Raw genomic sequence first — 14,151 nt, forward strand, 5'->3', positions numbered from 1 at the left:
CAACATGGCAACAGTAGCATTTATTGGTTTAGGCAATATGGGTGGCCCAATGGCGGCCAACTTAGTTAAGGCGGGTATGACAGTCACAGTGTTTGACTTAAACCCGGCCGCAGTCACAGCGTTAACTGATCAAGGTGCATTAAGCGCTAAAACCGCCTGTGGCGCAGCAGCCGCTGCCGATTTTGTGATAACCATGCTTCCCGCGGGCAAACATGTGCGCAGCTTATATTTAGGTGACGATGACAATAAAGGCCTGCTTGATGTTGTGTCAAAGCATGCACTATTAATTGATTGTTCTACCATAGATGCTGATAGTGCCCGTCTAGTGGGAGCTAAAGCTTGCGAAAAAGGCATAGAGTTTATTGATGCGCCCGTTTCTGGCGGCACAGCAGGCGCAGCCGCCGGCAGTTTGACCTTTATTTGTGGTGGTAGTGACTCAGCGTATCAACAAGCGCAAACCGTACTGACCGTTATGGGCGGCAATATTTTTCACGCTGGTGCTGTGGGTGCTGGGCAAATTGCCAAGATTTGTAACAACATGCTGTTATCTGTGTTGATGGTCGGTACTAGCGAGTCATTACAATTAGGTTTGGATAATGGTTTAGATCCTAAAGTGCTATCTGATATCATGAAAGTCAGCAGTGGCGGTAACTGGACTCTCGAAAAGTATAATCCATGCCCAGATGTGATGGAAAATGTACCGTCGTCGAAAGATTATCAAGGCGGCTTTATGGTCGATTTGATGGTAAAAGATTTAGGCTTGTCGCAAGAAGCGGCAGTCGCGTCTAACTCAAGCACACCGATGGGATCTTTGGCTCGCAGTTTATATGTTAATCATGCTCGTCAAGGCAATGGCCGTCGCGATTTTTCAAGTATTTTTGAACAGTTTTCAAAGAAAAAATAAAGGATTCAGTTGATGGAATTAAAAGATAAGGTTGTCGTCATTACTGGCGGAGCAGGTGGATTAGGTCTGGCAATGGCGCAAAATTTGGCTGCACAAGGGGCTAAATTGGCACTTATCGATGTCGACCAAAGCAAACTTGAACAGGCTTGTGCTGATTTAGGTTCAATCACTGAAGTGCAAGGTTACGCCTTAGACATTACTGATGAAGAAGACGTCGTTTCTGGGTTTAAATTTATTGTTGAAGATTTTGGCCAAGTGAATGTGTTAATCAACAATGCAGGTATTTTACGTGACGGCTTAATGGTTAAAGCGAAAGACGGCAAAGTCGTTGATCGCATGTCATATCAACAATTTCAGTCCGTCATTAACGTCAATTTAACAGGTACTTTTTTGTGTGGTCGTGAAGCCGCTGCAGCCATGATTGAGACTGGTCAAGCTGGGGTTATCATTAATATTTCTAGCTTAGCTAAATCCGGTAACATGGGGCAGTCTAATTACTCGGCCTCTAAAGCTGGCGTTGCAGCTATGTCTGTCGGCTGGGCCAAAGAGTTAGCGCGCTACAATATTCGCAGCGCCGCGGTTGCGCCTGGTGTTATTGCCACTGAAATGACCGCAGCAATGAAGCCTGAAGCATTAGAACGCCTTGAGCAAATGGTACCCGTCGGTCGTTTAGGCCAACCGGAAGAAATTGCCTCTACAGTGCGTTTTATCATTGAAAATGATTACGTCAACGGCCGAGTATTTGAAATTGATGGCGGTATTCGTTTATAAGCCGGTAGTATTTCGCTTAATCAGTTTGTTATGATGCCGTCACGCCGAGTGAATACCATGTGTATTATCTCGGCGTGACTTTTTTACTTTTTAAGGATTAATTACGTGGCCAAATTAGAATACCTGCTTAAAAAAATCATGTTAATAGTGGGGATCTTCGGCGTCATTATTATTTACGGCGGCTTTTTATATTTACAATTCTCAGGTCGCTCGACAGCTGCGTTACCTTGGTTTTTACTTATCTCTCCGTGGATCTGTGTTTATTTTGGCTTAACTCACGTTCAACAAGTCGGGGTAATACAGTGGTTTGTGCAAAAGTTTACCTTTAAGAAAAAAGCATAGTCGCCTGTCTATGTCTGTTCTATTAGCATATTTATCGACGCTTTCTGTAGCCTTGTATACCCTAGTGGCTCTGGTCGCATTTGCGGCTAATTCGGTATTGTGCCGCATGGCATTATCAGTTCAGCAAACCACGCCATTAATTGATCCAAGCAGTTTTACCGCTATTCGTTTAACTGCAGGGGCGTTGGTGTTGTGGCTATTAATGTTATTGCGAACCCGTCGCCTCCACACCAATACAAGTGACGTTAATAAAAGTGACGTTAATAAAAGTGCTGCCAATAAAACCAAGGCAGCAACATCAGCGAGTCACGGCAGCTTTCTCGCTGCGGGATTACTGTTCATTTATGCGGTCACATTTTCATACGCTTACGTGCTTCTTGATACCGCAACTGGCGCATTAATTTTATTTGCTGCAGTACAAATGAGTATGATGCTGATGAGTTATATTCAAGGCCAGCGGTTAACCTTACTCGAGGTTATTGGCGCCTCATTGGCATTTGCAGGTTTTGGATATTTAGTTTTACCGGGCGTCAGCGCTCCTTCAATCATAGGCCTAATATTAATGGCCCTCAGTGGCTGTGCTTGGGGTGGCTACACGTTATTGGGTAAACAGTCTCGCAAACCACTGTTTGATACCGGATATAATTTTATTCGCACCTTGCCGTTAGTTGCGGCAATGATAGGTGTAGTCTGGTTACTGCCATTGTTTAGCGTTGTTGAACCCATGAATCACCTTATCTTGTCGCCCGCAGGCATTTTATTGGCCGTATTGTCAGGTGGGCTGGCATCTGGCGTCGGTTACGCATTATGGTATCAAGCTTTACGTGGGTTAACAGCAACACATGCCGCAGTACTACAACTGACCGTTCCTGTCATCGCCGCCTTTGGCGGGGTACTATTTTTAGATGAAGTGATCAGTATTCATCTTAGTATTTCGGCCAGTATCATTTTTTTAGGCATAGGCTTAGTTATTTTAGCTAAACCTAAATCCATCACAATAAATAAACTAACGTAATAGATTAACTCAATAAAACAAACGATTAACGAGGTTATATGAGCAATTCAACAGCGTATCCAATTGGCATTCCTGGACAAAAATGGACCGATGATCACAAAGCCCAATGGTTAGCACAAGTGACTATCAAGCGGTCATATCAAGATGAAGTGGTCAGTAAGTTAACCCCGCTTGCGGCTCAATTTGAGCAAATACAGTATGGCGCGTTATCTTATGACGTCGACAAGTATCCTTTATTTGGGTTTAAACCACTCAAGTGGGACAGTACTAAAAAAACCATTTTGATCACCGGCGGCGTACATGGATATGAAACCAGTGGTGTACAAGGTGCCATTCAATTTTTAGCCACTAAAGCGCAAGATTACGCTCAGTATTTTAATGTGGTGGTTGCGCCATGTATCAGCCCGTGGGGTTATGAAACTATTAATCGTTGGAACCCAAAAGCCATCGATCCTAATCGCTCTTTTTACCCTAACAGTCCAGCGGAAGAATCAGCGGCATTAATGGCATTTGTGGCCACACTGGGTGAGGTTTATGCACATATTGATTTACATGAAACGACCGATACTGACGAGATAGAGTTTAGACCAGTATTGTCTGCTCGCGATGGCGTTGATTATGCTAAAGGCATTATTCCTGACGGTTTTTATTTGGTGGGTGACAGTGATAATCCAACTCCCGCATTTCAAAAAGCGATAATTGATTCCGTTGCCAAAGTGACCCATATTGCACCAGACGATAATGGGCAACTAATTGAAGTGCCGATTGAGCAATTTGGGGTGATTAACTACCCGGTAAAAAAACTCAGTTTATGCGCCGGTATCACTGACAATCACTTTAACACCACGACTGAAGTTTATCCTGATAGCCCTCTGGTCACAGCGCAAGAATGTAACGATGCCCAAGTCGCCGCTATCACTGGTGGATTAGACTACATTATTGAGTATTTAAAACGATAAAAATGCTCCTAGGCTAGTCGCGCAACTATAAGCGCTATGGCGTTGTTGTCTGAGCATTTTTTAGTATAATAGCGATGAGTATTTGTATGAAGGGAATCTAAAAGACTCATTGCGATTACAATTTGTGGTTCCGCTGTTCACTGCTTGGTCTGATCACTAATCAGCTATTTTTTATTCATAAAGGATTAAAATGAAAAATATTTTCTTACTATTGCTATTCTGCTTGCTTATAACCGCTAATATTTCGCATGCCAAAGCGGGATTAATTTCTTTTGGTGGGGAAAACATTATTACCCTAGTGGAACTTCCCGATGACGAACGATTTCAAACACCAGAGGGCGATAACGTCGATATTGGCTATATCTATAAATCGGTTGAAGTATTATTTATTCCACTGTGGAATTACGATGGCCGTTTTGCTGGCATGCTGCCAGAAGATGATTTATACATTGATCTGATGCCGCTAGAGGTTGAAGCGCTAACCTTGGAAGCCGGGGTTACTTTACCGGATGCGCCATACCTAGATTTTTGGCATCGTATTGGTGGCAAAATCGTCTTTTTAGTGCTTTGTGGTGCCCTAGCGGGTTACATGAGACACAATATTCGCAAGAAAGAGGCGTATTTTAGTACATTGCCCACAGCCCGTGAGCGTTTAAAAGACATTTTAATCAATAGCAACGGCTTTGTAGAGTTAGCGCCATCAACACTCGAGACAGACGGTTCAGCTAAGTTTGAAGGGCTTGAGTTTATTGCGGCGCAAAAGTATATCAATAGTGTTATTTCAATATCCGTATTTGATATGAGTAAAGTCTCAATTGCGCAGGTTCAAGCACAGAATGAGCAATTAGTGACTCGCTTAGTAGAGTTAAAGAAAGTGCTCGGAATGAAGTCTCAAAATACGATTCATTATTTGTATTTTACTTTTGACCATTCGCCTTCGAATGCTGATATCAGCGCATTGAAAAAATTAAGACAGCGTAAAATTACCAAAGCGAGCCTTTTTATTCCTATTGTTATCGATTTTGATGCGCAGATAATTGATAGCACAGCAAGTATGTACCCATCGAAAAAAGTGCTACAAAACTGCTTTATCCAAGCAGAAATTCATCCAGACCATGTAACAGATCCAGCAAGCGCCTAAGCTGAGGCAATATTTTTACTAAATACTTCACACGGTTATCATTGATGCCGAAAACATATTGATGTTTTCGGTGTTAAGCCACCTTGGTGTATTTATCGTCCCTGATATATGTATTATGGTTGGCATATACTTGCTGGCATCTCAAAAGTGGCCAGTATTTGTCTGCGCTATTGTTGATTGCTAGGTTGATAAATAGGCCAAAAATCCTTACACTATCGCGCTTCGTATTTACCTCGGTTTTGCCGTATTCTAGTTTCAATATCATTTTTGCTTGCTTGAGTCATATAGATGTCAACTTGAGCGAATACACTATAATTTGATATCGGCTTCAACACACAACACGATTTGGAATTTCATTTTGATTACAACAGCTAACATCACAATGCAGTTTGGCGCTAAGCCACTGTTTGAAAACCTCTCAGTCAAATTTGGTGGCGGAAATCGCTACGGTTTAATTGGCGCGAATGGTTGTGGTAAATCCACCTTTATGAAAATCCTTGCCGGTGATTTAGAACCATCAAGTGGTAACGTCTCAATAGATGTTAACGAACGTATGGGTAAATTAAACCAAGACCAGTTTGCATACGAAGCCTTTTCTGTCGTAGACACTGTGATCATGGGCCACCGTGAGTTGTGGAAAGTAAAGCAAGAGCGCGACCGTATTTATTCTTTACCTGAAATGAGCGAAGAAGACGGTATTAAAGTATCTGAACTTGAGATGGAATTTGCCGAGATGGATGGTTATACCTCTGAATCTCGTGCCGGTGACTTACTTTTAGGTGTCGGTATTGGTACCGAACAACACTTTGGCTTAATGAGCGAAATCGCTCCAGGTTTTAAATTGCGTGTGCTTTTGGCACAAGCATTATTCTCTGACCCAGATTTACTGTTACTTGACGAACCAACCAACAACTTGGACATCGATACTATTCGCTGGTTACAAGATATGTTGAACCAACGTAACAGCACCATGATCATTATTTCGCATGACCGTTATTTCTTAAACTCAGTCTGTACTCATATGGCTGACTTAGATTACGGCGAATTACGTGTGTTCCCTGGTAACTACGACGAATACATGATGGCTGCACAGCAATCTCGTGAACGTTTAATGAGTGACAACGCGAAGAAGAAAGCACAAATTGCAGAGTTACAAACCTTCGTTGCGCGCTTCTCGGCTAACGCATCTAAAGCTAAGCAAGCGACATCACGCGCCAAGCAAATTGATAAAATTAAGCTAGATGATATTAAAGCATCAAGCCGTGTGAACCCGTTTATTCGTTTTGAACAAGAAAAGAAATTGTTCCGTAATGCCTTAGTTGTTGAAAATTTAGCCAAAGGTTACGATACCCCGTTATTTAGTAAATTCGACCTTATGGTTGAAGTGGGCGAGCGAATTGCTATTTTGGGCCAAAACGGTGTCGGTAAAACGACTTTGTTACGTACTTTGGTACACGACATCCCACAAGATGAAGGCACCATTAATTGGTCTGAAAATGCCAATATTGGTTACTACGCCCAGGATCATGAAGCTGATTTTGCCAATGATATGACCTTGTTCGAATGGATGAGTCAATGGCGCAAAGAAAATGACGATGACCAATCGGTACGCGGTATTCTAGGCCGTATGTTGTTTGGTGCCGATGACATTAAAAAGTCAGTCAAAGTGCTATCTGGTGGTGAGAAAGGCCGTATGTATTTCGGTAAACTTATCATGCAAAAGCCGAACATCTTATTACTCGATGAGCCAACCAACCACATGGATATGGAATCGATTGAGTCATTAAACAACGCGCTTGAAAAGTACGAAGGTACATTAATGTTCGTATCTCATGACCGTGCATTCGTATCATCGTTAGCCACTCGTATTCTTGAAGTGACTCCGACAGGGATTAACGATTTCAAAGGCACATACGACGAGTTTTTGGCGAGTAAAGGTATTGACGCATAATTCTGCTTTATCGTTACTAATATCGCACTAACACCATTAGCCCTGAACATTTGTTCGGGGCTTTTTGTTTTTATTTATTCAGCTAAGCCATATACTCTAGTGATATAAATCAATGACATTACCCAGCACAGGCATCCACTTTATGAGCATCACCCTTGAACAAGTTGCATCAACCTTGAATGAACTCAAATGTCGTACTAATTTTAATATTAAGAATGTCACCGAATACATGCTTCCTGAGTTAAAAGAGCCGGTTTATTTACATGTTGAAGGTAAAACCCCATTACTGATCATTCGTCCGGCATTTGAGGTTTTTTCTACTGAACTGGCCACTATTGATGGCGTCCATGCCAAATACGATTATTACCACAATGCTCAAATGACTCGTTTTCCAACACGCCGTAACAAAGGCTTAAGTGAAATTCATTACGGTTTAGCATTTAGGTTTGATACGACAGATGCAATCATATTATTTATTAATAGATTGATTGAAATTGTAAAAGGATAGACAGATAGGAGAACCACAGGCCATGACAGAGCAATTTAATATCAATCAGTTTAATTGTTCCATTAGCGGTAAGGGGCAAGCCTTGGTTTGGGCCCACGGTCTGTGTGGCTGCATGCAAAGCGAAGATGCTATTGGCGTGTATGCTTGGCATCGGTTTCCTAAAAAGTTACAACTTATTCGTTATGATGCAATCGGTCATGGACTATCTACTGCGGGTGAGTCTGTTGACGATTACCTTTGGCCGTCTCTTGCGAAAGACATGTTGAGGGTCGCGGCGCATTATCAAGCACCGACACCAATGATTTTAGGTGGTCAATCCATGGGCAGTGCAACCAGCTTGTATGCTGCATTGGCCAATCCCGAAAGCATTCAAGGACTCATTTTAATGACCCCGCCTATCGCGTGGCAGGCTAGAGCCAATCAAGTTAATTATTATTATAAAATAGCCAAAGCCGCACGCATACTTGGCGGTAAAGGCTTAGCCCAAATGAATGCCAAGCATTTAGACAAGATGTTACCTCGCTGGTTAATCGATGCCCACAAGCACAGTGTTTTGGGGATGTTAGATGGACTAAAGTCGATGAAACGCCAGACATTAAGTCAGTTATTTACCGCGGCCGCTCAAAATGACCTCCCAAGTAAGCAGCAACTTGCCAGCATTAGGGTGCCAACGCTAATTCTTGCTTGGCAAGATGATGATGCTCATCCCATTGAAACAGCTATTGAACTTGAAAAGGCGTTACCCAATGCCAAACTGCATATCGCTAACTCCATGGATGATGTTGATGATTGGCCTGAACTGATTAGTGATTTTTGCTTAGCATTGCAGCAATAGTGTATCGGTTTACTATTGCTGACTACTAGTTAGTGGCGAACGAGGCTAAATCAGCTTGGGGCAGGTGAAATAGCTGTCATTGAAGTCAGCCTTAAAACAGGAGTAGGTAATCATAGGCGAGCGCTAACCAACACGATAATAATCAGTTTAGCTATTAGCTGGTTTTTACTGCCAGAGACGATAAAAATTTAATTTTAATTTAAGTGCTAAGTGCTAAGTGCTAAGTGCTTAATGGCTATTTATCACTGGTTATCTTTCTCAACTCATTTAGTGCAATGCTGCAATAATTGGATAAAAAACTCACTGCCTTTGCGTTCAGCAAACGCAATATTTCGCTCAGGTATTGATTCGGGGTCGGTGTAGTTTGCTAACGCAATTTCCATACTGGCTTCACGGATAATATGCAGGCAAGGATAAGGTGCACGATTAGTAAAATTCGCGGCACTGTCTTGAGGTTCGCCTTCAAAGCAATAGTCTGGATGAAATGTCGCTAATTGATAAACCCCTTCATAGCCTTGCGCCATTAATTCATCAGTAGCAAAATCGACCAAATCTAAGTAAGGGTAAAAACCTTCAAAGCCCCGCGGTAAAATAAATAGTGTCGTTTCAGTATCAGGATGAGTATCTAAGTGTTGGCACTCGTCAATTAATGCTTTTAGTACGGCCTTTATTTTTGTTGCTTCAATGGCTACATAACGAATGCTAGCGCGTTCAACTTCTCGACGCGCAAATGGGCAAATGTTGTATTTCATAATGACATCTTTTACCCAGTTTTCGGTATGAGCAAGACATTCATGTTGTTCCATTATGTAACCTTTAAGCTTATTCAATAAATTAATGTGTTGCGGGTGGTAACATCATTGGGATAATCGATGCCACTAATAATAGAGCCATAGAGATATTAAAAATACGCTGTTGGCGTTCATTTTTCAGCAGGCGTTTTAGTGCCACGCCAAATCCCAGCCACACAATCGCGCACGGGAACGCCACACATAAAAATACACTCGCAATCGTTATCACCTGGCTATTCAGTTCTTGTTGCACTGAAGTAAACGTCGCAATAGCTCCCACTGCCATGATCCAGCCTTTTGGATTGACCCATTGAAATGCTGCGGCTTGTAAAAAGCTAAATGGCTTGCTTACCTGCTTACCTTCCATTTTACTGCTGCTATTAGCGATAAGCCATGAAAGATAAAGTAGGTAGCTGATACCAATCACTTTAATCACAATATGGATGAAAGGATACGCTTGAAATATCGCGCTTAAGCCAAGTCCAACCGCCAGTATCATGGTCGGAAAGCCCAAGCTAATGCCCATTAAGTGAGGAATGCTGCGTTTAATGCCAAAATTAACCCCAGAGGTCATCAACATAATGTTGTTAGGGCCTGGAGTAATACCGGCAGAAAAAGCAAATAAAGCAATGGCGAATACTAACTCCATGAACAGGTTTCTCGGCTTAAGTGTTATAGAAGCAGAATTCTAGGTGAATTTAGTCATTCACCATAATGATTTTTTTAGCAGTGAGTTAAATTTATCGTTTTAATCTTAATAAATTATCATTGTAGCGATTAACACTTTGATATTATTTAAATAAATTATTGGTTAGCAAGTGTAATTATCATAGGCTATTTTTACGTCACGAAACCTGAGTGAATCTCAGATCTCGTGACTTAAAAATACAGGCATTGCTAGTAAGTTTTTAAAAGAAATCGTTAGGTTAATTAATAACTGACGTCTACTTCGTAAGATGAAAACTTACGAATATTGATCACCCCGGTATCAAAAATAAGATATTGGCCTTTAATGCCTTGCAAAATACCGCTGACTTCAGCAATTTTATCAAAATTGTGTGATTTAACTTTCACCGGAAATTGCGTTATAGGATAGCTAATGGCTTGAATGTTGGCATCAAGGCGTTCAATCACAATGTCTTGATATTCGGCCGCTAAAGCGTGCAGTCTATCTTCAATCAGAGGAATCAGTTGCGCGGCTTGTTCGACAAGATCAATATCATCATTATGACCTTTCAACATCGCTTGCCAATGGGTTTTGTCGTTAATGAATTTGGCTAATTCTATTTCGATTAAGCCCGACATTTTACGCGTCGACACTTTAAAAATCGGTAAGCCCTGAGTCGCCCCTTGGTCTATCCAACGGGTTGGGATTTGAGTATGGCGAGTAATGCCGACCTTAATACCTGAAGTATTCGATAAATACACGTAGTGGGGCACAAAGCAATTTGATATGCCCCATTCTGGTTCGCGGCAAGTGCCTTGATCAAAATGACATGTTTCAGGTTTCATAATACACAGGTCACAACTGGCTAGCTTTGACATGCAAACATAACAATGACCCTGAGAATAACTTTTCTTGGTCTTTTTACCGCAGTTGCTGCAAAAAATATTACCTGTGTGAGTCATGGTCAATGACTTACCAATAAGCGGGTTAAGCGCTAAACGCTCGTCACCTACCGGTAAATGATACTCCACCTCATGGTTATCATTAAGGTGGGTTTTCAATTTTGATAGCGTTCCAAACATGGTTAATCCATTTTTATCATCATTATTTCGTGGCAGTTTAACAGATGATGAAAACGGATTTTAGGCTTAATTGAGCTTGTATGCCGATCTGCTGTTCATTTAAGCTGATTTACTCAGCTTATCAAGCACCACGTCATCACCCATTTCATAAAGCGATGCAGTAATTTGTTCTTCTTGGTTTGGATCGGTTAAGCCTAATGTCATGGTCGCCTTAAATAGCGCGATACCAGTGTGACTCGCCGTTTCATACTGGCTGCTAAATTGTTCAATATTAATGCCTAGCGCATTCATTTTATTTGAGATATGCAGCACAATTCCGGGGCGATCGTAGGCAACTAAGTTGTAATATAAATGCTTAATCGGTTTAGCGGCTAAGGTGGTTTTAGCAAACGTTAGCGTTAAGCCGTCAATACATTCTAAGGCATCAATTAACTCATCCCATTTTAGTGCTGGGACTTCTAATTGTAATATGGCTGCAAAAATACCGTCGATATGACGCATTTCTGAGTCTAACCAGTTGCCATTATGTCGACTAACGACATTGGCGATTTGTTCTACCAAGCCTTTTCGGTCTGGTGCTTGAAGAGTAATAAGATAACGCATCATTGGATATTTCTCCTATAAACAAAGTCTGTAACACAACTGTCATCTTTACGTCATATAATCGCAGCCACTTAAGATTGTGTTATGGTTTTTTTGCTGTCTTACATCAGTTTTACTATTGTCTTACTAACACTTAATTAGAAACTAATATGAGTTATGTAGAGACTAAGGTAAGTGATTTAGAAACTTAAATAAGTGGCGAAAGTTAATGTATTTGGTCATAAATATTTATTGTTAGCATAGTAAACTGCACATTCAAAGCGCTAATTATGGCATCGATTAATTATTAGAGGTTCTTAATGGAAAGTCAGGTCAATAAACCTGGTTCTGCTGAAAAAAGTCTACTTGTTGATAGACATGCAACCCGCAGAGCATTTAAGGATAAGGCAGCAGAGATTGGGGTAACCGTTGGTGGCACGTTGGTATTTGTCACCCTGTTATTAATATTTTTCTATTTGCTGTATGTCATCAAGCCCATTTTTGATGGGGCACATATAGAACCTGTTACGAGTGTGAGTTACCAAAATACTGACGCTAAAACCTTAATGGTTGGTAGCGATGAACAAAACGAAGTCCTTTATCGGGTAACCGAAATGGGTAATGTCGATTTTTATTCAGCCATTAGCGGTGAATTAATCTCGTCTTTTAAGGCTAAAATTCCTGAAGGTACCACGGTCACTAGTAGTGCTAAATCGAGCCCAAGCGAGCAACGTTTCGCGTTAGGTTTGAGTAACGGCCAAGTGATCGTTATCGGGATCGAGTTTGGCTTAACCTACCCAGACAACAAACGCGTTATTACGCCATCATTACGTTATCCGATTGGTGAAGAGCCATTAACGATTAATAATGAGGGCGCTGTTTATAATCTGGTGTTTGATTTCAGCGACAGCCGCATGAGTTTTGCTTACCAAGATGCTAATGGTGCTTGGAAGTTAAATCGCCAAGAAGGCGAAGAAAACATGATGACTGAAGAGGTTGAATGGTCATCTGTTGAAGTGTTTATTGAAGATGCACCTAACCATGTTATTTCGGCAATAATGACACCCGATCATCGTCAGCTTATTTTAGGCGCGACCAATAAACTGTTTGTCTACAACACTCGTGACGCAGACTCGATTGAATTACTTCAAGTTATCGATGTTCAAAAAGTCGGAGCTCAAGTGAGACAAGTCAATTTGCTTGCCGGTGCTAGCTCGATTCTGGTCAGTTATGACAGTGGTATTGTGAGTCAGTATTTCCAAGTTAATAGCGATAAAGGTCGTTTATACCAACAAATTCGTGAGTTTGACGATATAGCACCTGTAAGTGTTATGGCGACTGAGTTTTACCGTAAAAGCTTTGCTGTATTAAGTAAAGAAGGTGAATTAACTCTGCTTTATACCACGAGTCAACGTGAACTATTTGATGAGAAATTTCAGTTAACCAACCCAGGCCAAATGGCATTTAGTCCGCGTTCAAATGGATTAGTGATTGAAGCTGATAACAAACTTAACCTTTTCTCTGTAGAGAATAGCCATCCAGAAATATCCTGGAGCGCGTTGTGGGATAAAGTATGGTACGAAGGCTACCCTGAACCTAAATACGTATGGCAATCAACGTCTGGTACTGACGACTTTGAAGCTAAATTGAGTTTAATGCCCTTGGCATTTGGCACCATGAAAGCGGCATTTTACGCCATGTTATTTGCATCGCCACTGGCGATTGCCGGTGCAATTTATACCGCTTACTTTATGACGCCTAAAGTGCGCAACGTGGTTAAGCCAACGATTGAAATTATGGAAGCATTACCGACGGTTATTTTGGGGTTCTTAGCCGGTTTGTGGTTAGCGCCACTGATTGAGGAACACTTGCCCGGTATTGTGGTGTTGTTGATATTATTACCCACATCCATTCTTACTACCGCATTTGCGTGGAGTAAATTACCAGAAAAATGGAAGCAACGTTTACCTGAAACCTACCAAGAACTGATGCTATTACCAGTGATTATATTTGTTGGTTGGTTTGCATTTGAGATAAGCCCAATAATTGAAGTGGCATTTTTTGACGGCAACACGCGTCAGTTTATTACCAACGATTTAGGCATCACCTTTGACCAACGAAATGCGCTGGTTGTGGGTATCGCCATGGGATTTGCGGTTATTCCAACCATATTCTCAATCGCTGAAGATGCGATTTTCTCTGTGCCTCGTCATCTATCAAACGGCAGCTTGGCATTAGGTGCGACAAACTGGCAAACCTTAACTCGAGTGGTGTTACTCACTGCCAGTCCGGGGATTTTCTCGGCCATCATGATGGGCTTAGGCCGCGCGGTAGGGGAGACTATGATTGTGTTAATGGCAACCGGTAACACTGCCATCATGGAGTGGAGCGTTTTCGAAGGTATGCGTACCTTAGCGGCAAACATTGCGGTGGAAATGCCAGAATCTGCCATTGGTAGCTCGCATTATCGTGTGTTGTTCTTAGCCGCCTTTGTATTGTTTGTGTTCACCTTCTTCTTTAACACTATTGCTGAAGTGGTTCGCCAACGTTTACGCGAACGTTATAGCTCACTGTAAGGAAAGATGATGACTCAATTAATGATT

Annotated in this window: 14 protein-coding genes; 10 read left to right on the forward strand and 4 right to left on the reverse strand. The window is 41.6% G+C overall.

What is annotated here, in order from left to right:
• Nucleotides 1-4: 4 nt before the first annotated feature.
• From mmsB to H5164_RS15705, 9 genes are all read left to right on the forward strand, one after another.
• Nucleotides 5-904, forward strand: coding sequence for a 3-hydroxyisobutyrate dehydrogenase (gene mmsB / locus H5164_RS15665; RefSeq protein ID WP_182757036.1), 900 nt, complete (start codon nt 5-7; stop codon nt 902-904).
• 12 nt (nt 905-916) lie between these two features.
• Complete coding sequence (locus tag H5164_RS15670; protein ID WP_124016210.1) at nt 917-1,675, forward strand: SDR family oxidoreductase; 759 nt, start codon at nt 917-919, stop codon at nt 1,673-1,675.
• Nucleotides 1,676-1,813: 138 nt separating this feature from the next.
• Complete coding sequence (locus H5164_RS15675) at nt 1,814-2,017, forward strand: hypothetical protein (protein WP_124016276.1); 204 nt, start codon at nt 1,814-1,816, stop codon at nt 2,015-2,017.
• A gap of 10 nt (nt 2,018-2,027) precedes the next feature.
• Nucleotides 2,028-3,032, forward strand: a complete 1,005-nt coding sequence (locus H5164_RS15680; RefSeq protein WP_182757037.1) for a DMT family transporter — start codon at nt 2,028-2,030, stop codon at nt 3,030-3,032.
• Nucleotides 3,033-3,070: 38 nt separating this feature from the next.
• Nucleotides 3,071-3,991: a M14 family metallocarboxypeptidase gene (locus H5164_RS15685; protein ID WP_124016209.1), complete on the forward strand. Its 921-nt coding sequence runs from the start codon at nt 3,071-3,073 to the stop codon at nt 3,989-3,991.
• Between the two features lie 190 nt (nt 3,992-4,181).
• On the forward strand, nt 4,182-5,132 hold the full coding sequence (locus H5164_RS15690) for a hypothetical protein (RefSeq protein WP_182757038.1): 951 nt from the start codon (nt 4,182-4,184) through the stop codon (nt 5,130-5,132).
• A 358-nt stretch (nt 5,133-5,490) separates the two neighbouring features.
• Complete coding sequence (locus H5164_RS15695) at nt 5,491-7,083, forward strand: ABC-F family ATPase (RefSeq protein WP_124016207.1); 1,593 nt, start codon at nt 5,491-5,493, stop codon at nt 7,081-7,083.
• A gap of 142 nt (nt 7,084-7,225) precedes the next feature.
• Nucleotides 7,226-7,591, forward strand: coding sequence for a hypothetical protein (locus H5164_RS15700; RefSeq protein WP_165870084.1), 366 nt, complete (start codon nt 7,226-7,228; stop codon nt 7,589-7,591).
• A gap of 22 nt (nt 7,592-7,613) precedes the next feature.
• Nucleotides 7,614-8,426 (forward strand): alpha/beta fold hydrolase, encoded by an 813-nt coding sequence (locus tag H5164_RS15705; protein ID WP_124016205.1) that lies wholly within the window; start codon nt 7,614-7,616, stop codon nt 8,424-8,426.
• A 263-nt stretch (nt 8,427-8,689) separates the two neighbouring features.
• Here H5164_RS15705 and H5164_RS15710 read toward each other — a convergent pair whose 3' ends face one another.
• The 4 genes from H5164_RS15710 to H5164_RS15725 all read right to left on the reverse strand — a co-directional run bounded on the left by H5164_RS15710 (nt 8,690) and on the right by H5164_RS15725 (nt 11,572).
• A complete protein-coding gene (locus H5164_RS15710; RefSeq protein WP_182757039.1) occupies nt 8,690-9,232 on the reverse strand; it encodes a DUF1415 domain-containing protein in 543 nt (180 codons plus the stop codon).
• A gap of 28 nt (nt 9,233-9,260) precedes the next feature.
• On the reverse strand, nt 9,261-9,866 hold the full coding sequence (locus H5164_RS15715; RefSeq protein WP_182698514.1) for a LysE family translocator: 606 nt from the start codon (nt 9,864-9,866) through the stop codon (nt 9,261-9,263).
• 281 nt (nt 9,867-10,147) lie between these two features.
• On the reverse strand, nt 10,148-10,966 hold the full coding sequence (locus H5164_RS15720) for a DUF2797 domain-containing protein (RefSeq protein WP_182698513.1): 819 nt from the start codon (nt 10,964-10,966) through the stop codon (nt 10,148-10,150).
• A 99-nt stretch (nt 10,967-11,065) separates the two neighbouring features.
• Entirely contained in the window at nt 11,066-11,572 is a 507-nt protein-coding gene (locus H5164_RS15725; RefSeq protein WP_124016200.1) for a glycine cleavage system protein R, read from the reverse strand.
• Nucleotides 11,573-11,868: 296 nt separating this feature from the next.
• On the opposite strand from H5164_RS15725, the gene H5164_RS15730 reads away from it, so the two are divergent.
• Nucleotides 11,869-14,124 (forward strand): ABC transporter permease subunit, encoded by a 2,256-nt coding sequence (locus H5164_RS15730; protein WP_182698512.1) that lies wholly within the window; start codon nt 11,869-11,871, stop codon nt 14,122-14,124.
• Nucleotides 14,125-14,151: the final 27 nt, after the last annotated feature.

This window comes from Shewanella sp. SG41-3, from assembly GCF_014164545.1.
Taxonomy (GTDB): Bacteria; Pseudomonadota; Gammaproteobacteria; order Enterobacterales; family Shewanellaceae; genus Shewanella; species Shewanella vesiculosa.

Excerpts from the sequence above, each read along its gene's own strand:
- mmsB (WP_182757036.1), top strand. The coding sequence starts at position 5 with ATGGCAACAGTAGCATTTATTGGTTTAGGCAATATGGGTGGCCCAATG.
- H5164_RS15670 (WP_124016210.1), top strand. The coding sequence starts at position 917 with ATGGAATTAAAAGATAAGGTTGTCGTCATTACTGGCGGAGCAGGTGGA.
- H5164_RS15675 (WP_124016276.1), top strand. The coding sequence starts at position 1,814 with ATGTTAATAGTGGGGATCTTCGGCGTCATTATTATTTACGGCGGCTTT.
- H5164_RS15680 (WP_182757037.1), top strand. The coding sequence starts at position 2,028 with ATGTCTGTTCTATTAGCATATTTATCGACGCTTTCTGTAGCCTTGTAT.
- H5164_RS15685 (WP_124016209.1), top strand. The coding sequence starts at position 3,071 with ATGAGCAATTCAACAGCGTATCCAATTGGCATTCCTGGACAAAAATGG.
- H5164_RS15690 (WP_182757038.1), top strand. The coding sequence starts at position 4,182 with ATGAAAAATATTTTCTTACTATTGCTATTCTGCTTGCTTATAACCGCT.
- H5164_RS15700 (WP_165870084.1), top strand. The coding sequence starts at position 7,226 with ATGAGCATCACCCTTGAACAAGTTGCATCAACCTTGAATGAACTCAAA.
- H5164_RS15705 (WP_124016205.1), top strand. The coding sequence starts at position 7,614 with ATGACAGAGCAATTTAATATCAATCAGTTTAATTGTTCCATTAGCGGT.
- H5164_RS15710 (WP_182757039.1), bottom strand. The coding sequence starts at position 9,232 with ATGGAACAACATGAATGTCTTGCTCATACCGAAAACTGGGTAAAAGAT.
- H5164_RS15715 (WP_182698514.1), bottom strand. The coding sequence starts at position 9,866 with ATGGAGTTAGTATTCGCCATTGCTTTATTTGCTTTTTCTGCCGGTATT.
- H5164_RS15720 (WP_182698513.1), bottom strand. The coding sequence starts at position 10,966 with ATGTTTGGAACGCTATCAAAATTGAAAACCCACCTTAATGATAACCAT.
- H5164_RS15725 (WP_124016200.1), bottom strand. The coding sequence starts at position 11,572 with ATGATGCGTTATCTTATTACTCTTCAAGCACCAGACCGAAAAGGCTTG.
- H5164_RS15730 (WP_182698512.1), top strand. The coding sequence starts at position 11,869 with ATGGAAAGTCAGGTCAATAAACCTGGTTCTGCTGAAAAAAGTCTACTT.